Annotated in this window: 16 protein-coding genes and 2 tRNA genes; 16 read left to right on the plus strand and 2 right to left on the minus strand. The window is 62.0% G+C overall.

Translation table 11 applies throughout. The features are described from left to right. Positions 1-5: 5 nt before the first annotated feature. From KVO92_RS14665 to KVO92_RS14705, 9 genes are all read left to right on the plus strand, one after another. The gene (locus KVO92_RS14665; RefSeq protein WP_217477266.1) at positions 6-1,433 is read left to right on the plus strand and encodes an N-acetylmuramoyl-L-alanine amidase; all 1,428 of its coding nucleotides are present in this window, start codon (positions 6-8) and stop codon (positions 1,431-1,433) included. After that, on the plus strand, positions 1,430-3,304 hold the full coding sequence (gene mutL, locus KVO92_RS14670; RefSeq protein ID WP_217476301.1) for a DNA mismatch repair endonuclease MutL: 1,875 nt from the start codon (positions 1,430-1,432) through the stop codon (positions 3,302-3,304). The genes KVO92_RS14665 and mutL overlap by 4 nt, the downstream gene beginning before the upstream one ends. A 59-nt stretch (positions 3,305-3,363) precedes the next feature. After that, complete coding sequence (miaA, locus tag KVO92_RS14675; protein ID WP_217476302.1) at positions 3,364-4,335, plus strand: tRNA (adenosine(37)-N6)-dimethylallyltransferase MiaA; 972 nt, start codon at positions 3,364-3,366, stop codon at positions 4,333-4,335. A gap of 91 nt (positions 4,336-4,426) precedes the next feature. Further along, positions 4,427-4,681 (plus strand): RNA chaperone Hfq, encoded by a 255-nt coding sequence (gene hfq, locus KVO92_RS14680; protein ID WP_021206763.1) that lies wholly within the window; start codon positions 4,427-4,429, stop codon positions 4,679-4,681. Positions 4,682-4,693: 12 nt separating this feature from the next. Then, positions 4,694-5,995, plus strand: a complete 1,302-nt coding sequence (gene hflX, locus KVO92_RS14685) for a ribosome rescue GTPase HflX (protein WP_217476303.1) — start codon at positions 4,694-4,696, stop codon at positions 5,993-5,995. Between the two features lie 97 nt (positions 5,996-6,092). After that, positions 6,093-7,274, plus strand: coding sequence for an FtsH protease activity modulator HflK (hflK, locus tag KVO92_RS14690; RefSeq protein WP_217476304.1), 1,182 nt, complete (start codon positions 6,093-6,095; stop codon positions 7,272-7,274). Next, entirely contained in the window at positions 7,274-8,146 is an 873-nt protein-coding gene (hflC, locus tag KVO92_RS14695; protein WP_217476305.1) for a protease modulator HflC, read from the plus strand. The genes hflK and hflC overlap by 1 nt, the downstream gene beginning before the upstream one ends. Before the next feature lie 275 nt (positions 8,147-8,421). Further along, complete coding sequence (locus tag KVO92_RS14700) at positions 8,422-9,609, plus strand: ATP phosphoribosyltransferase regulatory subunit (RefSeq protein ID WP_217476306.1); 1,188 nt, start codon at positions 8,422-8,424, stop codon at positions 9,607-9,609. A gap of 85 nt (positions 9,610-9,694) precedes the next feature. Further along, positions 9,695-10,990 (plus strand): adenylosuccinate synthase, encoded by a 1,296-nt coding sequence (locus KVO92_RS14705; protein WP_217476307.1) that lies wholly within the window; start codon positions 9,695-9,697, stop codon positions 10,988-10,990. Positions 10,991-11,130: 140 nt separating this feature from the next. Here KVO92_RS14705 and KVO92_RS14710 read toward each other — a convergent pair. Together KVO92_RS14710 and KVO92_RS14715 are read right to left on the minus strand one after the other, a co-directional pair. Continuing rightward, positions 11,131-11,217 (minus strand) — tRNA-Leu (locus KVO92_RS14710). 107 nt (positions 11,218-11,324) lie between these two features. Beyond that, positions 11,325-11,411, minus strand: a tRNA-Leu gene (locus KVO92_RS14715). Positions 11,412-11,615: 204 nt separating this feature from the next. Between KVO92_RS14715 and rnr the strand changes: the two genes are divergently transcribed. The 7 genes from rnr (at position 11,616) to rplI (ending at position 19,503) form a co-directional block, all read left to right on the plus strand. After that, positions 11,616-14,147, plus strand: a complete 2,532-nt coding sequence (rnr, locus tag KVO92_RS14720) for a ribonuclease R (protein ID WP_217476308.1) — start codon at positions 11,616-11,618, stop codon at positions 14,145-14,147. Beyond that, positions 14,144-14,896, plus strand: coding sequence for a 23S rRNA (guanosine(2251)-2'-O)-methyltransferase RlmB (gene rlmB / locus KVO92_RS14725; RefSeq protein WP_217476309.1), 753 nt, complete (start codon positions 14,144-14,146; stop codon positions 14,894-14,896). Before rnr ends, rlmB begins: the two co-directional genes overlap by 4 nt. A 192-nt stretch (positions 14,897-15,088) precedes the next feature. Further along, entirely contained in the window at positions 15,089-17,254 is a 2,166-nt protein-coding gene (locus KVO92_RS14730) for a PAS domain-containing protein (RefSeq protein ID WP_217476310.1), read from the plus strand. 175 nt (positions 17,255-17,429) lie between these two features. Next, on the plus strand, positions 17,430-17,849 hold the full coding sequence (gene rpsF, locus KVO92_RS14735; RefSeq protein WP_122163797.1) for a 30S ribosomal protein S6: 420 nt from the start codon (positions 17,430-17,432) through the stop codon (positions 17,847-17,849). 28 nt (positions 17,850-17,877) lie between these two features. Next, a complete protein-coding gene (gene rpsR / locus KVO92_RS14740; protein WP_019340128.1) occupies positions 17,878-18,108 on the plus strand; it encodes a 30S ribosomal protein S18 in 231 nt (76 codons plus the stop codon). Between the two features lie 34 nt (positions 18,109-18,142). Next, positions 18,143-19,036 carry a hypothetical protein gene (locus KVO92_RS14745; protein ID WP_217476311.1) on the plus strand — a complete coding sequence of 298 codons (894 nt, stop codon included), beginning with the start codon at positions 18,143-18,145 and terminating at the stop codon, positions 19,034-19,036. Between the two features lie 20 nt (positions 19,037-19,056). After that, a complete protein-coding gene (gene rplI / locus KVO92_RS14750) occupies positions 19,057-19,503 on the plus strand; it encodes a 50S ribosomal protein L9 (protein ID WP_021206774.1) in 447 nt (148 codons plus the stop codon). Positions 19,504-19,578: the final 75 nt, after the last annotated feature.

Below are 19,578 nucleotides of genomic sequence, written 5' to 3' on the forward strand. Positions count from 1 at the left end.
ACATCATGGGGTTGGGTATGCGCATGCGCGCGCTGGTTAGTGGTTTGGCATTGATGCTTGCGGCCGTTCAGGTCTTGGCTGCGTCTGACGTGCAGAGCGTGCGCTTGTGGCGAGCGCCGGATAATACCCGCCTGGTGTTCGATCTTTCCGGTCCGGTGGAGCATAAGATTTTTACGCTTTCGGCGCCTGATCGCATTGTGATCGATGTAGAAGGCGGCAGTCTGCCCAAGCCGTTCGACCAGTTGCCCCTCGACAACACGCCCATTTCCGGTTTGCGCGCAGCGAAGTTCGATGCCGACACGCTCCGCGTGGTCATCGACCTGTCCGCGGCGGTCACGCCGAAGAGCTTTACGCTGCCCCCCAACCAGCAGTACGGCGACCGCCTGGTCGTCGACCTGTTCGACGAAGGCGCCGAGCCGTCGACCACCGCCAGCGTTCCGGCGACCACCACGCCGAGCAAGCCCGCCGCGCCGGTGTCGCCGACGTTGCCGGCGTTGAAACTGCCACCGTTGCCGTCCACCAAGCGCGACATCGTGGTCGCCATCGACGCCGGCCACGGCGGCGAGGATCCGGGGGCCATCGGCCCGGGCAAGACGTACGAGAAAAATGTGGTGCTGCAGATCGCCAAGGAGCTGCAGCGTCAGATCAATGCCGAAAAGGGCTATCGGGGCGAACTCGTGCGTACGGGGGATTACTTCATTCCGCTGCGTAAACGCACTGAAATTGCCCGCAAGAAGGGCGCGGACCTGTTCGTCTCGATACATGCCGACGCTGCGCCGCGTTCTTCCGCTTATGGCGCGTCCGTGTTCGCCTTGTCCGATCGTGGCGCCACCTCTGAAACCGCGCGCTGGCTGGCCGATAGCGAAAACCGCTCGGACCTGATCGGAGGGGCGGGCAACGTCAGCCTGGGCGACAAGGACCAGATGCTCGCGGGTGTCTTGCTGGACCTGTCGATGACCGCCTCCCTGTCGTCCAGTCTCAATGTCGGGCAGAAAGTGTTGAGCAACATGGGTCGGATCACCCCGCTGCACAAATCGCGGGTCGAGCAGGCCGGCTTCATGGTCCTGAAATCTCCTGACATCCCGTCGATCCTGGTCGAGACCGGCTTCATCTCCAATCCATCAGAGGCGCGCAAGCTGCAAACGGCGGCGCATCAGCAATCCCTGGCGCGCTCCATTCACAGCGGCGTGAAGCAGTTCTTCCAGGAAAACCCGCCGCCGGGTACTTACGTGGCCTGGTTGCGTGATTCCGGCAAGATCGTCAGCGCGCCACGCGAGCACGTGGTTCGGTCTGGCGAGAGTCTCGCCTTGCTGGCCGAGCGCTATCAGGTCAGCCTGCCGGCGCTGCGCAGTGCCAACAGTCTGAAAAGCGACGTGATCAAGGTCGGTCAGACGCTGAACATCCCTGCTACCACGCTGGCCTCCCAGCCATGACCGACGTGGCACGCATTCAGTTGTTGAGTCCGCGACTGGCCAACCAGATCGCGGCGGGCGAGGTCGTCGAGCGGCCTGCCTCGGTCATCAAGGAGCTGCTGGAGAACAGCCTCGATTCGGGCGCCACGCGTATCGAGGTGGATGTCGAGCAGGGCGGCGTGAAATTGTTGCGTGTGCGTGACGATGGTTGCGGCATCCCAGCCGATGATCTGCCGTTGGCATTGGCTCGGCACGCGACCAGCAAGATCCGCGACCTGGAGGACCTGGAGCGGGTGATGAGCCTCGGCTTTCGCGGCGAGGCACTGGCCTCGATCAGTTCGGTGTCACGGCTGACACTCACTTCGCGCACCGCCGATGCGGCCGAGGCGTGGCAGGTCGAAACCGAAGGCCGCGAGATGGCTGCCAGGGTCCAGCCCGCGGCGCATCCCGTCGGCACCTCGGTCGAGGTGCGCGACCTGTTCTTCAATACCCCGGCGCGGCGCAAATTCCTGCGCACCGAAAAAACCGAGTTCGACCACCTGCAGGAAGTCATCAAGCGGTTGGCGCTGGCGCGCTTCGACGTTGCCTTTCATCTACGCCACAACGGCAAGCCCATCCTGGCCCTGCACCCGGCCAACGATCCGGCGTCGCGCGGGCGCCGTGTGGCCTCGGTGTGCGGTCCGGCCTTCCTCGAACAGGCGCTCCCGGTCGAGATCGAACGCAACGGCCTGCACCTGTGGGGTTGGGTTGGCTTGCCGACCTTCTCTCGCAGCCAGGCGGATCTGCAGTATTTCTACGTCAATGGACGGATGGTGCGCGACAAGCTGGTGGCACATGCCGTGCGGCAAGCCTATCGCGACGTGCTGTTCAATGGCCGGCATCCGACCTTCGTGCTGTTTCTGGATGTCGATCCGGCGGTGGTCGACGTCAATGTTCATCCGACCAAGCATGAAGTGCGCTTCCGCGATAGCCGCATGGTGCACGATTTCCTCTACGGCACCCTGCATCGTGCGCTCGGCGACGTGCGGCCGGACGACCAACTGGCTGCTCCCGCCAGCACGGGGCCAGCGGTTCAGGTTAGCGGTCGGGAAGCCGGTGAGTTTGCCGGGCAGAACGAGATGAGTCTCGCCGCCAGCGTGCTCGAGCCTCAGGCGCCGCAGCCTGCCTGGCTCGGTGCGGGCGCGGGATATCAGGCCCCTCGAACACAGGCTGCGGGCAGCGTTGCGGAAGCGCAGGGTGCCTATCGGGCGTTCTTTTCGCCGTTGGCCGAGACGAGTGCTGCGGCCCTGCCGGAAAGCCAGGACGACATCCCTCCGCTCGGTTACGCGCTGGCCCAGCTCAAGGGCATCTATATCCTCGCTGAGAACGCGCACGGCCTGGTGCTGGTGGACATGCATGCGGCCCATGAGCGAATCATGTACGAGCGGCTGAAGACCGCGATGGCCAGTGAAGGGCTGCGGGGTCAGCCATTGCTGGTGCCCGAGTCGATTGCCGTCAGCCAGCGCGAAGCTGATTGCGCCGAGGAGCACGTGCGTTGGTTCCAGATGCTGGGTTTCGAACTGCAGCGGCTTGGCCCCGAGAGCCTGGCCATCCGCCAGATTCCGTCCCTGCTCAAGCAGGCGGAGGCCTCACGGCTGGTGCAGGACGTGCTCGCCGACCTGCTCGAATATGGCACCAGTGACCGCATCCAGGCGCACCTCAACGAGCTGCTTGGCACCATGGCCTGTCACGGCGCGGTACGCGCGAATCGACGTCTCACCGTGCCGGAAATGAACGGGCTGCTGCGCGACATGGAGCAGACCGAGCGCAGTGGCCAGTGCAACCATGGGCGTCCAACCTGGACGCAGATGGGTATGGCTGACCTGGACAAGCTTTTTCTTCGCGGTCGCTAGCCTTCTTTCTCGTCCTCGGGTGCCGCCTCCGGACCCGATGCTTCCCGTTCTGAGTCCACATGTCTCGACTACCTCCCGCCATCTTTCTCATGGGCCCGACCGCAGCCGGCAAGACCGATCTGGCGATCGAGCTCGCACAAGTGCTGCCCTGCGACCTGATCAGCGTTGATTCGGCGCTGGTCTACCGGGAGATGGACATCGGTACCGCCAAGCCCTCTGCCGAACTGCTGCAGGCATTTCCGCACCGTCTGATCGACATCCGTGACCCGGCGCAGAGCTACTCGGCGGCGGAGTTCGCGGCCGATGCCCTTGCTGCAATGGCTGAAAGCACGGCTGCCGGGCGCATACCGCTGCTGGTGGGGGGCACGATGCTCTACTTCAAGGCACTGAGCGAAGGACTTGCACAGATGCCATCCGCCGATCCACAGGTTCGCGCGGAGCTGGAGGCGCAAGCCAGAACCGAAGGTCTTGCGGCGCTTCACCGGCAGTTGATGGAGGTCGATCCGGAGTCTGCCGCGCGCATTCATCCCAACGATCCGCAGCGCCTTGTCAGGGCGCTCGAGGTCTACCGCGTCAGCGGCATCAGCATGAGTGAGCACCGTGCTCGACAAAGGCAGCAAAAAGCCGGAGCGGGCACGCCAGACGGCGGCGTCTTGCCTTATACTGTCGCGCAGTTGTCCGTTGCGCCCGCGCAGCGGCAGGTCCTGCATCAGCGTATCGAACAGCGCTTCGTGGCGATGGTTGAACAGGGCTTCGTCGAAGAGGTCGAATATCTTCGCGGGCGTGCTGATCTGCATCCCGAACTGCCTTCCATGCGTGCCGTGGGCTATCGTCAGGTCTGGAGTTACCTGGACGGTGCCTGCTCACGAGAGGAGATGGTGCAGCGCGGCGTCATTGCTACTCGACAGCTGGCCAAGCGTCAGCTGACCTGGCTGCGAGGATGGGAGGGGGTTCACTGGCTGGAAAGCTCGGCCTGCGACAATCTGCCGCGAGCATTGAAATACTTGGAGAGGCTCACCATATTGAGCTGACACTGCAATTTGACCGGCTATTCTCAAATCACTGATCAGCCGAGTTCGATTCTAAAAATTAATGAAAAAGATCCTTTAAGGAGTGCGGCACATGTCAAAAGGGCATTCGCTACAAGACCCTTACCTGAACACCCTGCGTAAGGAACGCGTTCCGGTTTCCATCTATCTGGTCAATGGCATCAAACTGCAGGGCCAGATCGAGTCTTTCGACCAATTCGTCATCCTGCTGAAGAACACGGTCAGCCAGATGGTTTACAAGCATGCTATCTCGACGGTCGTTCCCGGTCGTCCGGTTCGCTTGCCTGCCGCTGGCGATGCGGAGCAGTCCGAGTCGGGTAACGACTAAAGGGGGCTTTCATTGTTCTTCGAACGTCCCGGTGGTGGTGAGCGGGCTATCCTGGTTCATCTGGATGGTCAGGATCCAGCGGCGCGTGAGGACCCTCAAGAGTTTCGGGAGCTGGCGCGTTCGGCCGGCGCCGAAACCGTTGGCTTCGTCAATGTAGCCAGGCACCAGCCTTCGGCCCGGTTCCTGATTGGCAGCGGCAAGGTCGACGAGCTGCATGACCTCGTCAAAGATGGCGAGGTCGAGCTCGTCATCTTCAATCACACTCTGACACCCAGTCAGGAGCGCAACCTCGAGCGAGCGCTCGAATGCCGCGTGCTCGACCGCACCGGCCTGATCCTGGACATCTTCGCTCAGCGCGCGCGGACCCACGAAGGCAAGCTGCAGGTCGAACTGGCCCAGCTGGAGCACATGAGTACGCGGTTGGTGCGTGGCTGGACTCACCTCGAGCGCCAGAAGGGTGGTATCGGCCTGCGGGGGCCGGGTGAGACGCAGCTTGAAACCGACCGGCGCCTGTTGCGGGTGCGCATCCGTCAGATCAAGCAGCGACTGGAGAAGGTTCGCGGCCAGCGCGAGCAGGCTCGTCGTGGTCGGCGCCGTGCCGATATCCCTCTGGTTTCGCTGGTGGGTTACACCAACGCCGGTAAGTCGACGCTGTTCAATGCGCTGACCGAATCTGAGGTCTACGCCGCCAATCAATTGTTCGCGACGCTCGATCCAACCTTGCGCCGGCTGGAGCTCGGTGATCTCGGGCCTGTAGTGCTCGCTGACACGGTGGGTTTCATTCGCCATTTGCCGCACAAGCTAGTCGAGTCGTTTCGCGCCACGCTGGAAGAATCCAGCAATGCCGATCTCTTGTTGCATGTCATCGATGCGCACGAGCCTGAACGGGACCAGCAAATCGAGCAGGTGTTGGCCGTGCTGACCGAAATCGGCGCCCAGGAACTGCCGATACTCGAGGTCTACAACAAGGTCGATCTGCTCGAAGGCATCGAGCCGCAGATTCAGCGCAATGCCGATGGCGTGCCGCAGCGGGTCTGGATATCGGCACAACAGGGGTTGGGCCTCGATCTATTGAAACAGGCCATCGCCGAGTTGCTGGGCAATGACCTGTTCGTCGGAACGCTTCGGCTTCCTCAGTCCCTCGGCCGTCTACGTGCGCAGCTGTTCGAGCTGGGCGCGGTGCAATCGGAAGCGCATGACGAAGAGGGTGGCAGCCTGCTCACCGTTCGTTTGCAGCGTGTCGAGCTGCACCGGTTGATCAGTCGCGCGGGTTTCGAAGCGGAGCAATTCTTCGATCAACACACTTTGCAATAAAGCTCGGGGGCTTTTAAGCCGTTCGTTACGGGCTTTTCGGTAGCATTGGCGGGCGCGCCGCGGGCGCGTCTTTAGCTTTATCTGAATGGAGAGCGCTATGGCTTGGAATGAGCCGGGTGGCAACTCGAATAACCAGGATCCCTGGGGTAGCGGCGGCGGTGGCCGGCGTGGCGGCGGCGATCAGAAGGGTCCGCCGGACCTGGATGAGGCTTTCCGCAAATTGCAGGACAGCCTCAATGGCATGTTCGGTGGCAAGAAGCGTAGCGGCGGTTCGTCAGGTGGCGGATCCGGGCGGCGCGGTGGATTCGGGTTGGCCTGGGTCGGCCTGGTGCTGCTGCTGGCCGTCTGGCTGTTCAATGCGATCTACATCGTTGATGAGCAGGAGCAGGCGGTGATCTTGCGCTTCGGCAAGTACCACGAAACAGTGGGGCCGGGTCTGAATATCTATTTCCCGCCATTCGATCGCAAGTTCCAGGCTAACGTCACCCGGGAGCGCTCCTATAGCAAGCAGGGGCAGATGCTGACCGAGGACGAGAACATCATCGAGGTTCCGCTGACCGTTCAGTACAAGATCAACGACCTGCAGGCGTTCGTGCTCAATGTCGAGGATCCGGAAGCGTCCCTGCAGCACGCTACCGACAGCGCCGTGCGGCACGTCGTAGGCTCAACGGCGATGGACCAGGTGCTGACCGAGGGGCGTGAGGCGATGGCGGGCGAAGTGAAGGAGCGCTTGCAGCGTTTCCTCGACAACTACGGTACCGGCATCATCGTCACGCAGGTCAACCTGCAAAGCGCTGCTGCGCCGCGCGAAGTACAGGAAGCCTTCGATGACGTGATTCGAGCGCGGGAAGACGAGCAGCGCGAAAAGAATCAGGCGGAGTCCTACGCCAATGGGGTGATTCCCGAAGCGCGTGGTCAGGCTCAGCGCATGCTGGAAGAGGCGAGCGGCTACCGCGATGCGGTGATCTCGCGCGCCCAGGGTGAGGCGGACCGCTTCTCCAAGCTGGTCGCCGAATACCGCAAAGCGCCGGAAGTGACGCGTGAACGCCTGTATCTCGAGACGATGCAGGAGGTCATGGGCAATACCAGCAAAGTGCTCGTAACGGGTGAGAAGGGGCAGAACAACCTGCTCTATCTGCCGCTGGACAAGATGATCAATAGCCGCGGTGCTACATCCGAGCGGTCGCCTGCTGCATCTGCGTCGGGCGCCTCGACACAGGCGACGCGCCTGCCGCCGGAGCTGGATCCACGTGAAGTGCGTACAAGGGAGGTCCGCTAATGAGCAATAAATCCCTGACCGCCCTGATTGTGGGTGTGGTGCTGGCGATCGTGCTGTGGAACAGCTTTTACATCGTTTCCCAGACCGAGCGTGCGGTGATGCTGCGCTTCGGCCGTATCGTCGAGCCGGATGTCAAACCGGGACTTCATCTGAAGATTCCGTACGTGAACAGCGTGCGCAAGTTCGATGCGCGTCTCATGACGCTCGATACCAGTACGGCTCGCTTCCTGACGCTGGAAAAGAAAGCGCTGATGGTCGACTCCTACGCCAAGTGGCGGGTGGATGATGCCGAGCGCTTCTATACGGCGACGTCGGGCATCAAGCAGATCGCCGATGAGCGTCTTGCGCGCCGCCTGGAGGCTGCGTTGCGCGATCAGTTCGGTAAGCGCACGCTGCACGAGTCGGTGTCGGGACAGCGCGATGAGCTGATGGGGTTGGTGACCAACAGCTTGAATCGTGCGGCACAGCAGGAGCTTGGTATCGAGGTGGTTGATGTTCGGGTCAAGGGAATCGATCTGCCTCGTGAAGTGAACCGCAGCGTGTTCGAGCGGATGAGTTCCGAGCGTGAACGCGAAGCGCGCGAGCACCGGGCAAAAGGTAAAGAGCTGGCCGAAGGTATTCGCGCCGATGCCGATCGCCAGCGTCGAGTGCTGCTGGCCGAGGCGTTCCGCGAGGCCGAGGAGTTGCGCGGTGATGGTGATGCGCAAGCCGCTGCCATCTATGCGGCGGCCTATGGGCAGGATCGGGAGTTCTATGCCTTCCATCGCAGCCTGCAGGCCTACCGCGAAAGCTTCGCAAACAAGGACGACGTATTGGTGCTTGACCCCAAAAGCGAGTTTTTCCGCTACCTGGAGTCTGCTACCGCGCAATGATCGGGCGGTCGCCCGGATGGACGATGCCGTCCACCGGGTGACCCGTTGGCGAAACATTGCTATGATCCGCGAGCCGGGGAAGCCCCGGCTTTTTTGCGTCTGCGCCCCAGTGGAAGTAGGCGGGTCCGGGCATGGTCAGCCATGCTGATCTCCCTTGCGGGCATGGCGCTGTCGCCGTGATCCGAACACATCGCACGCGACCGATGGGCGGCCCATGCCGTACCTCGGTGTTCGTCTGCTTGAATAGGCTTGCCGTATCGAGAGGTGATGGCGAAATGGCAACGGTAGACCGCTGGCTTCTGCCAGATGGCATCGAAGAGGTGCTGCCGCCCGAGGCGGCGCGTATCGAAACCGCACGACGTCGCGTGCTGGATCTGTTCCAGTGCTGGGGCTATGAGCTGGTCATCACCCCGCATGTCGAATTTCTCGAATCACTGCTCACGGGCGCGGGGCAGGATCTCGATCTGAAAACGTTCAAAGTCATTGATCCGCTGTCTGGCCGGCAGATGGGGTTGCGCGCCGATATCACGCCGCAAGTGGCGCGCGTCGATGCCCACACACTGCGCCGCGAGGGTCCCAGTCGCCTTTGCTATGCCGGCAGTGTCCTGCACGCCAAGCCGCAGGCACTCGCGACGTCCCGTAGCCCGATTCAGCTGGGCGCGGAGCTTTACGGCGACAGCAGTACCTCCAGCGATCTGGAGGTGATCAGCTTGATGCTCGAAACCCTCGCGCTGGCCGATGTGCCGGATGTGCACATGGATCTGGGGCATGTTGGTATCTATCGCGGCCTGGCGCGTGCTGCAGGCCTCTCCGGCGATGCTGAGCAGCGTCTGTTCGATGCGCTGCAGCGCAAGGCGATGGATGAGATTTCCCTGCTGACGGCGGATGTCGAGCCGGCTTTGGCGAGCATGTTGCGTGCTCTGGCGCGTCTCTGTGGTGGCCGTGAGACCTTGGACGCTGCGCGCTCGGCGCTCGCTGGCGCACCGGCGGTGGTGCTCGAGTCGCTCGAGGATCTGGTCCGGATTGCCGATGAATTGGCGGTGCGGTACCCGCAGCTGCCGTTGTATTTCGATCTGGGCGAGCTGCGCGGCTACCACTATCACACCGGGGTCGTGTTTGCGGTGTTCGTGCCAGGCGTCGGTCAGTCGATTGCTCAGGGCGGACGTTATGACGACATTGGGGCTGACTTCGGGCGGGCGCGTCCGGCGACGGGCTTCTCTACCGACCTGAAAACGCTGGTCAGCCTTGGTAATGCCGAACTCGTCGCCCCGCGTGTCGGTATCTGGGCGTCGCACTGCTCCGACCCTTCCCTGTGGCGCGCCATCTGTAGGCTGCGTGAGCAAGGTGAGCGCGTGGTGCAGGCGCTGGATGGAGAGCGGGACGACGCAGCGCTGAGCGCTGGCTGCGACCGGCAACTGCTGATGCAAGAGGGCTCCTGGGTCGTAACGCCGTTGCCCCGTTAGCGGGCTGCGCCCGAGCGCGCCAGATCGTATTCCAGTTTTTTCCGCCGGTCGTTAACCGGCATGCTTCGCCAAGAGGACAAGGTTTATGGGTAAGAATGTCGTGGTCCTGGGCACCCAGTGGGGTGATGAGGGCAAGGGCAAGATCGTCGATCTGCTGACCGACCAGGCGGCGGCGGTGGTGCGTTTTCAGGGCGGCCATAATGCGGGTCACACGCTGGTCATCGATGGCGAGAAAACCGTGTTGCACCTGATCCCGTCCGGCATCCTGCGTGAGAACGTGGAATGTCTGATCGGCAATGGTGTGGTTGTTGCCCCCGACGCGCTGATGCGTGAGATCACCAAGCTCGAGGAAAAGGGTGTGCCGGTGCGCGAGCGTCTGCGTATCAGTCCTGCCTGTACCTTGATCCTGCCGTACCACGTCGCGCTGGACCAGGCGCGCGAAGCCTCCCGCTCCGAGGGCAAGATCGGGACCACTGGTCGTGGCATCGGTCCGGCCTACGAGGACAAGGTTGCACGTCGGGGTCTGCGCATCGGTGATCTGTTCAATTCCGAGCGCTTTACCGTCAAGTTGCGCGAATTGCTCGAATACCACAACTTCATCCTGCAGAACTTCTACAAGGTCGAGCCCGTCGATTTCCAGAAGACGCTCGACGAGGCCCTGGCCTACGCCGAAATCCTCAAGCCGATGATGATCGATGTCTCGGCACGCCTGCACGAGCTGCGCAAGCAGGGCGCTCGGATCATGTTCGAGGGCGCGCAGGGCTCGTTGCTCGATATCGACCATGGCACCTATCCGTACGTGACCAGCTCCAGCACCACGGCCGGTGGAACCTCGACAGGCTCTGGCTTCGGTCCGCTGTACCTGGACTACGTGCTCGGCATCACCAAGGCCTACACGACACGCGTCGGCTCCGGTCCGTTCCCGACCGAGCTGTTCGATGAGGTCGGCGCCCGCCTTGCCGAGCGTGGGCACGAGTTCGGTTCGACGACCGGGCGCGCGCGTCGCTGCGGTTGGTTCGATGCGGTCATTCTGCGTCGCGCCATCGAGATCAACAGCGTTTCGGGCATCTGCCTGACCAAGCTGGATGTGCTCGACGGGCTGGAAACCATCCGTATCTGCGTGGGCTACAAGGATCGTAACGGTGAGGTTCTGGTCGATGCACCGACCGATGCGGACAGCTATCAAGGGCTGCAGCCTGTCTACGAAGAGCTGCCCGGCTGGTCCGAGTCCACGGTCGGCCTGAAGGCGCTCGAAGAGCTGCCCGCCAATGCGCGTGCTTACATCAAGCGGCTGGAAGAGCTGGTCGAGGCGCCGATCGACATCATATCGACCGGCCCGGACCGCAACGAAACCATCGTGCTGCGCCATCCGTACGCCTGATAGGCTGTTGGATGAAAGGCCGCCTCCGGGCGGCCTTTTCGTTTCCGCTTGATCTAACGTGTCGAGGCGCGGAGGCGAACGCAGAACGCAGAACGCAGAAACGAAAAAACCGAGCCATTGGCTCGGTTTTTTCTGAAGAGTGGTGCCCAGGAGAAGACTCGAACTTCCACGGTGTTGCCACCGCTAGGACCTGAACCTAGTGCGTCTACCAATTCCGCCACCTGGGCACATTGCGATGATTGCTCATCGGCTTTTTTTGTCGATTGCTGGTCGAGGCCGACAAACCTCGTGCTTATGAAAGTCTTGGCAAAGCCAGGAATCTCATCGGTGTAAATGGTGCCCAGGAGAAGACTCGAACTTCCACGGTGTTGCCACCGCTAGGACCTGAACCTAGTGCGTCTACCAATTCCGCCACCTGGGCACTGCAAACGATGATAGTTCATCGTTTCCGTGTTACAACGTCTACCAGACATTGTGGGCGCGAACTATACGGGCGAGGTTATGCCTTGTAAAGCCCCGTCGGGGAAAAATAATTCGCTCGAAAGCTGCCGTCGGCATGCGTTTCGCGCTTCAATAGAGACAGGGCGTTCTGCCCCTATACATGAATGAAAGGTGACATCTCTTAATGGCCGATTGGCAATCCCTCGACCCCGAGGCCGCACGTGAAGCGGAAAAGTACGAAAACCCCATCCCTAGCCGCGAGCTGATACTGCAGCACCTGAGTGAACGCGGCTCCCCAGCGGCCCGTGAGCAGCTGGTGGAAGAGTTCGGATTATCCTCCGAAGACGATATTGAGGCTCTGCGCCGCCGCTTGCGTGCGATGGAGCGTGACGGTCAGCTGATCTATACCCGGCGCGGCACCTATGCCCCGGTGGACAAGCTGGACCTGGTATGCGGTCGAATCAGCGGCCATCGCGACGGTTTCGGATTCCTCATTCCGGATGACGGCAGCGATGACCTGTTTCTCAGTCCGGCGCAGATGCGCCTGGTTTTCGATGGTGACCGCTGTCTGGCGCGAGTGGCCGGGCTCGATCGCCGTGGCCGCCGTGAGGGGGCCATCGTTGAAGTGATCAGCCGTGCCCACGAGACCATCGTCGGCCGGTATCAGGAAGAAAGCGGTATCGGTTTCGTCATGGCTGACAACCCGAAAATCCAGCAGGAGGTCCTGGTCACCCCGGGCCGCTCCATGGATGCCAAGCCGGGTCAGTTCGTCGAGATCAGGATCACCCATTGGCCAACCCAGCGCTTCCAGCCGCAGGGCGATGTGGTCGAGGTGATCGGTAACTACATGGCGCCAGGCATGGAAATCGACGTCGCGTTGCGCAGCTTCGACATTCCGCATGTCTGGCCTGAAGCGGTGAAGCGCGAAGCGGCCAAGCTCAAGCCGGAGGTGGAGGAAAAGGACAAGCTCAAGCGCGTCGATCTGCGCCACCTGCCGTTTGTCACCATCGACGGAGAAGATGCGCGCGACTTCGATGACGCCGTCTACTGCGAGAAACTCAGCGGCTGGAAGCTGTTCTCCGGTGGTTTCCGGCTATACGTCGCCATCGCCGATGTGTCGCATTACGTGAAGGTAGGTTCCGCGCTGGATCAGGAAGCCGAAGTGCGTGGCACCTCGGTGTATTTCCCCGAGCGGGTGGTCCCGATGCTGCCCGAAGAGCTGTCCAACGGGCTCTGCTCACTGAATCCGCATGTCGATCGGCTGGCCATGGTCTGCGAAATCACCCTGAGCAAGTCGGGGAAGATGACCGACTATCAGTTCTACGAAGCGGTGATTCACTCCCACGCCCGGCTGACCTACAACAAGGTCAGCAGTATGTTGGAGCAGCCATCGTCGGCTGACGGCAAGCGCCTGATCGGCGAGTACGGCGCGGTAGTGCCACACCTCAAGCAGCTGTACGCGCTGTACAAGATATTGCTCAAGGCGCGGCACACGCGTGGCGCAATCGACTTCGAAACCCAGGAAACCCGGATCGTCTTCGGAGCGGAGCGCAAGATCGCGGCGATCAAGCCCACCGAGCGCAACGATGCGCACAAGCTGATCGAGGAATGCATGCTGTGCGCCAACGTGGCCACGGCGCGTTTCCTACAGGATCACCAGATTCCCGGTCTGTATCGCGTCCATGACGGTCCGCCGTTGGAGCGCCAGGAGAAATTGCGTGCCTTCCTCGGCGAGTTGGGGTTGACCTTGCACAAGGGCAAGGAAGGGCCGACCCCCAAGGATTACCAGGCGTTGCTCGAACGTATCCAGGATCGGCCCGATTTCCATGTGATTCAGACGGTCATGCTGCGCTCGCTCAGCCAGGCGGTCTACAGTCCGGACAACAACGGACACTTCGGTCTGAACTACGAGGCGTACGCGCACTTTACTTCGCCGATTCGCCGTTATCCGGATCTGCTGATCCATCGCGCGATACGCAGTGTGATCCGTTCCCGGCGCGACACGCCACACGTTCGCAGGGCCGGCGCTACCAGCATGCCCAAAGCGCGAATCTACCCTTATGACGAAGCGGCATTGGAGCAGCTCGGCGAGCAGTGCTCGATGACCGAGCGCCGTGCCGACGAAGCCACCCGTGACGTGGTCAACTGGCTCAAGTGCGAGTTCATGAAAGACCGCGTGGGCGAGACCTTCCCGGGCGTTATCACCGCGGTAACCGGGTTCGGGTTGTTCGTCGAGCTGACCGATATCTACGTCGAGGGGCTGGTGCATGTCACTGCGATGCCGGGTGACTACTACCACTTCGATCCGCTCCATCATCGCCTGTCCGGCGAGCGTAGCGGGCGCAGCTTCCGCCTCGGCGATAGCGTCGAAGTGCGGGTGATGCGTGTCGATCTCGACGAGCGCAAGATCGACTTCGAGTTGATCAGCGGCGGTAGCAAGGGCACGAGTGCCGGGCGTGCCGCGGTCGATGATCGGGCTCCGCGCAAGGAAGGACGTAACAAGAAGGCGGCCGACAGCGCTTCGGCAAAGTCCGCGGAACCTGTCAGTGCGGACGTGCGCAAGAGTCGCGAAATCAAGAAAGCCCTGCTCGCCGATGCCAAGGGAGGCGCTGCGAAGAGCAAGCCAAAGCGCGGTTCGGCCAAGCCGAAGGCGTCAGGCAAGGCATCTGCCAAACCGGACGGCAGTGCGCCGCGCAAGCGTAAGGCCAAGTCATGAGCGATCTGGAGAAGATCTACGGCGTGCATGCCGTCGAGGCGTTGTTGCGTCACCATCCGAAGCGGGTCAAGCAGGTCTGGCTGGCTGAGGGGCGTGATGATCCTCGCGCGCAAACGCTGATCCAGCTGGCTGCTCAGGCGAAGGTGCGCATTGGGCAGTGTGAGCGTCGCGAGATGGATGCCTGGGTCGAAGGCGTGCATCAGGGCGTAGTCGCCGAGGTGAGCCCCAGTCAGGTCTGGGGCGATGCGATGCTCGAGGAGTTGCTGGACCGTACCGAGGGCGCGCCGCTGCTGCTCGTGCTCGACGGTGTCACGGACCCGCACAACCTGGGCGCCTGCCTGCGTACTGCCGATGCGGCCGGTGCGCTGGCAGTCATCATCCCCAAGGACAAGTCCGCCACCCTGAATGCCACCGTGCGCAAGGTGGCTTGCGGTGCGGCCGAGGTCATCCCGCTGGTAGCCGTCACCAATCTCGCGAGAACGTTGGAAAAGCTGCAACAGCGCGGCTTGTGGATCGTCGGTACGGCGGGTGAGGCCGAGCAGGATATCTACGAGCAGGACCTCAGCGGCCCGATCGTGCTGGTGATGGGCGCCGAGGGCAAGGGTATGCGGCGCCTGACTCGCGAGCATTGTGATTATCTGGTCCGACTGCCCATGGCCGGCAGCGTCAGTAGCCTCAATGTATCGGTGGCCACCGGTGTGTGCCTGTTCGAGGCGCTGCGCCAACGCCGCTCGACGAGCCGTCAGTAAGGCGGCTTGGCGGACCGCCGATCCCTCCCTGGTGCCGTTCGTGTCGAAACGGATCGCCGCCGCCGAGGTCAATTATCCGTTCCGGGGCTGACTGGCGGCCTCTCGGGTTAAATGTTTGGCTGGTGCCTGGTCGATACGCCAGGCGCCGGCGACTGATCGCGACCGTCTACCGGCTCGCATCATGGAGGTTGTATGCCGCAACGCCCACCGTTCGAGGCACTGTTCAGGACGTCTCCGAACGCTTATCTGCTGTTGGATCCGGCGCTCACCATTCTGGATGCCAACGAGGCGTATCTGCGGCTGACGTCGCGTACGCTCGAGGATCTTGTCGGCCGGCGCATCCATGAGGCCTTCGCGGCCAACCCGCAGGTGCCGGAAACGAGCCATGTCGACGAACTGCTGGAATCGTTTGCCCGGGTGCTGCGCAGCAAGGCGGCCGATACGTTACCCATCATTCGCTATTCGATCGCCGAGAGCTCGGCGGATGGCGCGCCACACCAGGACCGATACTGGAGCGCTACACACACGCCGGTGCTCGACGATCAGGGTGAGATCGCTGCCATCTTGCAGCACACGATGGACATTACCGAACTGCAGACGCTGAAAGCGTCGCTGCGCTCGGCGGATATCGGCGGCCAGCCCTTGCAGCAGGTCGAGGCCTCGATCATTTCTCGCGCCAGATCGATGCAGGACGAGGGCAATCAGCTGCGCCAGCTGTTCGCTCAAGCGCCGGGCTTCATCTGCTTTCTGCGCGGTCCGGAACATGTCTTCGAACTGGTCAACGAGGCCTATCAACAGCTTACGGGGCATCGCGAGCTGATCGGCAAGCGGGTGCTCGATGGTCTGCCTGAGCTGGCGGGGCAGGCCTTCGTGGGGTTGCTGGACCAGGTCTACCAAACCGGCGAGCCCTACATCGGCAGGGGCACGCGGGCGATGCTGCAGCGGCGTCCCGATATGCCACCTGAAGAGGTCTTCGTCGATTTCGTGTTCCAGCCGGTCCTCGAGCGAGACGGCCAGGTCTCCGGTATTTTCGTTCAGGGCAGTGACGTGACCGAGCAGCGGCGCAACGAGCAGGAGCTGCAGGCGCACCGTGAGCGACTGGAGGATCTGGTCCGTGAGCGAACACAGGAATTGACGCATAGCGAATCCGAGCGACGCATTGCCGAGGCGGCTCTGATGCAGTCACAGAAGCTCGAGGCGGTTGGCAAGCTGACCGGTGGGATCGCCCATGACTTCAACAACATGCTGCAGATCATTGGTGGAAACCTGCAGCTGTTACGCCGCAATATCGGCGCCGACGAGACGGCCCAGCGCCGCCTCGATTCGGCAGTCGGCGGGGTGGAAAAGGGCGCTCGTCTGGCTTCCCAGCTGCTCGCTTTCGCCAGCCGCCAGCCGCTTCAGCCGCAGCCGGTCGACCTGGGCGAGCTGCTCGGCGACATGAGCGAGTTGTTGAATGGCGCGTTGGGCCGGGCAGTGCAAGTCGATGTCGATACCCAGCCGGGCCTCTGGCCGGTTTGCGCCGATGTCGGCAATCTGCAAGCGGCGATACTCAATCTGGCGGTCAACGCCCGGGATGCGATGGTGGGGGGAGGTGCTTTGTCCCTGCGTCTGCGCAACCGCGAGCTGACTGCCGAACAGCTTGCAGGTCAGCCGGATCTGGCGGCGGGCGCATACGTGGAGCTGAGCGTTGTCGACGAAGGCGAAGGGATGAGTCCCGAGGTCTTGTCGCGTGCGTTCGAGCCGTTCTTCACCACGCGCCAGGCCGCCAATGCCTCGGGCCTGGGGCTGAGCATGGTTTACGGCTTCGTCAAGCAGAGTGGCGGTTTCGTCGTGCTCGACAGCGAGGTGGGGCGCGGTACCTCGGTCCGGGTTTATTTGCCTGGTAGCGTTGCTGAGCGCCGGGAGGCAGTCGGGGTATCGCACGCGGAGCCATCGGCCGTCGACGCTTCGGATGCTGCAGGGGCAGCGCAGGAGCAGCCTGGCGGTCTGGCTATTCTGTTCGTAGAAGACGATCCGACGTTGCGCATGCTTACTGGCGAGGTGATGGAAGAACTCGGGCATGATGTCAGCCTTTGCGAGTCGGCGGAGGCGGCGCTGGAGTTGCTCGATAAGCGCCGCTTCGACGTGCTGCTGACCGATGTAGGGCTGACCGGCATGAGCGGAATCGAGCTGGTGCGGCAGGCCAGGGCGCGCGATGCGGCGCTCAGCATGGTAATCGCGTCCGGCTATGCCATCAGCGCACGCGATGAAGGCCTCGAGGACTTGCGGACCATGCTCAAGCCCTACGATATCCATCAGGTCCGGTCCTTGCTCGACGATATTCAGGTCGAGCGGTCGCGTTCCGGCTCGGTGGGCTGAGGCTGGTTAAATAATCACCAATGCGCCTTGCGTGCTTGGCCCGTCTTCTCTAGAATTGCGCCCCTTGCCCGGATGGCAGGCGTTTGCGCGCCTCTCTGGCAGGCAAGACAACATACTCATTCACTCCTTGCCTGATCCGTTTCGTGCGGCAGGCTGCAACCCGTAAGGAGCAACAATGCGTCATTACGAAATCATCTTTCTGGTCCACCCCGACCAGAGCGAGCAGGTTGGCGGCATGGTGGAGCGTTACACCAAGCTGATCGAAGAAGACGGTGGCAAAATCCATCGCCTGGAAGACTGGGGCCGTCGTCAGCTGGCTTACGCCATCAACAACGTTCACAAGGCTCACTACGTGATGCTGAACGTCGAGTGCAGCGGCAAGGCACTGGCCGAGCTGGAAGACAACTTCCGCTACAACGACGCCGTCATCCGTAACCTGGTCATCCGTCGCGACGAAGCCGTGACCGAACAGTCCGAGATGCTCAAGGCCGAGGAAAACCGCAGCGAGCGCCGTGAGCGTCGTGATCGCCCTGAATCTGACTCTGCCGACAACGACAGTGACAGCGACAGCCGCGACAACAACGCTGACGAGTAATCCACGGACTTATTGAGGAGCCTATTTCATGGCACGTTTTTTCCGCCGTCGTAAGTTCTGCCGTTTCACTGCAGAAAACGTGAAAGAGATCGACTACAAGGATCTCAACACGCTGAAGGCCTACATTTCCGAAACCGGCAAGATCGTTCCTAGCCGTATCACCGGAACCAAAGCACGTTATCAGCGCCAGCTGGCTACCGCTATCAAGCGCGCCCGCTTCCTGGCCCTGCTGCCCTACACCGACAGCCACGGCCGTTGATCGAACTGTTCGGCAAACGTAAAGGATAGATCGCATGCGCGCCTTGGCTGACTTCATCATGCGCGGCCGTATGCAAGCGATTGTTGTGGTAGCCGGTGCGGCGGCACTGCCAATGTTGTTCTGGCTGTGCGCTGCGGCGGGAAGCCTGGTGTTGCTGCGTCGCGGGTTGAATGACGCGCTGGGTGTGTTGGTCTGGGCTTTGTTGCCTGCACTGGCCTGGTGGTATTTCGGCGATCCGCGCACGCTGCTGGTGCTGTTGGGATCGTTCGGGTTGGCGCTGCTGTTGCGTAACCAGAACGCCTGGCACCGAGTGATGCTGTGCAGTGTGGGGCTTGGGTTGTTGTACGCCTGGGCGCTTGGAATGGTGTTCGGCGAGCCGATTGCGGCGCTCGCTGCCGAGTTGCAGAAAGTGTTGCCCGACATGCTGTCGGATGCCTATCAGCAGCTTTCGGCGCAAGAGCAAGCACGGCTGGGCGCGTTGCTGATACCGGTCCTGACCGGCTTGTTGGCGGCGTTGCTGCAGATCACCACACTGCTCAGCCTGATGCTCGGGCGCTACTGGCAGGCGCTGTTGTACAACCCGGGAGGTTTCGGCCTCGAGTTTCGTGCGCTGCGTTTCTCACCGGCGTCGGCGATGGTGCTCCTTGCGGGCATGCTGTTAGCGCCAAGCCTGGGAGTACAGGTGGCGATGCTGGCTCCGCTGTGCAGTGTTCCGCTGGTGTTCGCCGGCATTGCGCTGGTGCACGGACTGGTCGCACAGAATCGGATGTCGCGGTTCTGGCTGGTGGGGCTCTACGTCACGCTGGCGCTGTTCATGCAGTTGATTTATCCGTTACTGGCCATCTTGGCCATTGTCGACAGCTTGTTTGATTTTCGCGGTCGGGCATCTCGTGATGACGATGCGGGACCTGCGAACGGTGAAGGTTAAGTTAAAGAGGTAAGACTCAAATGGAAGTCATCCTGCTGGAAAAAGTCGCAAACCTGGGCAACCTGGGCGACAAGGTAAACGTCAAGTCTGGTTACGGCCGCAACTACCTGCTGCCGCAGCGCAAGGCTACTGCTGCAACCCCGGCCAACATCGCCGAGTTCGAAGCTCGCCGTGCGGAACTGGAAAAAGCGGCTGCCGAGCGTAAGGCTTCTGCCGAAACGCGTGCTGCTCAGCTGGCCGAGCTGGAAGTCACCATCACTGCTACCGCAGGCGATGAGGGCAAACTGTTCGGTTCCATCGGTACGCATGACATCGCCGACGCGCTGACCGCCTCCGGCGTGGAAGTGGCCAAGAGCGAAATCCGTCTGCCGAACGGCACCATCCGTCAGGTTGGTGAGTACGACGTGGCCGTGCACCTGCACACCGACGTTGAAGCGACCGTCAAGCTGATCGTGATCGCAGGCTGAGACCGGCCGGCGTCTGGCACCCCTGGTGCCTGACGCGTAACATCGGGCACGTTTCCACGTGAGTGGAGCGTGCCC

Origin of the sequence: Stutzerimonas stutzeri, from assembly GCF_019090095.1 — a bacterium.
GTDB classification, from domain to species: domain Bacteria; phylum Pseudomonadota; class Gammaproteobacteria; order Pseudomonadales; family Pseudomonadaceae; genus Stutzerimonas; species Stutzerimonas stutzeri_AN.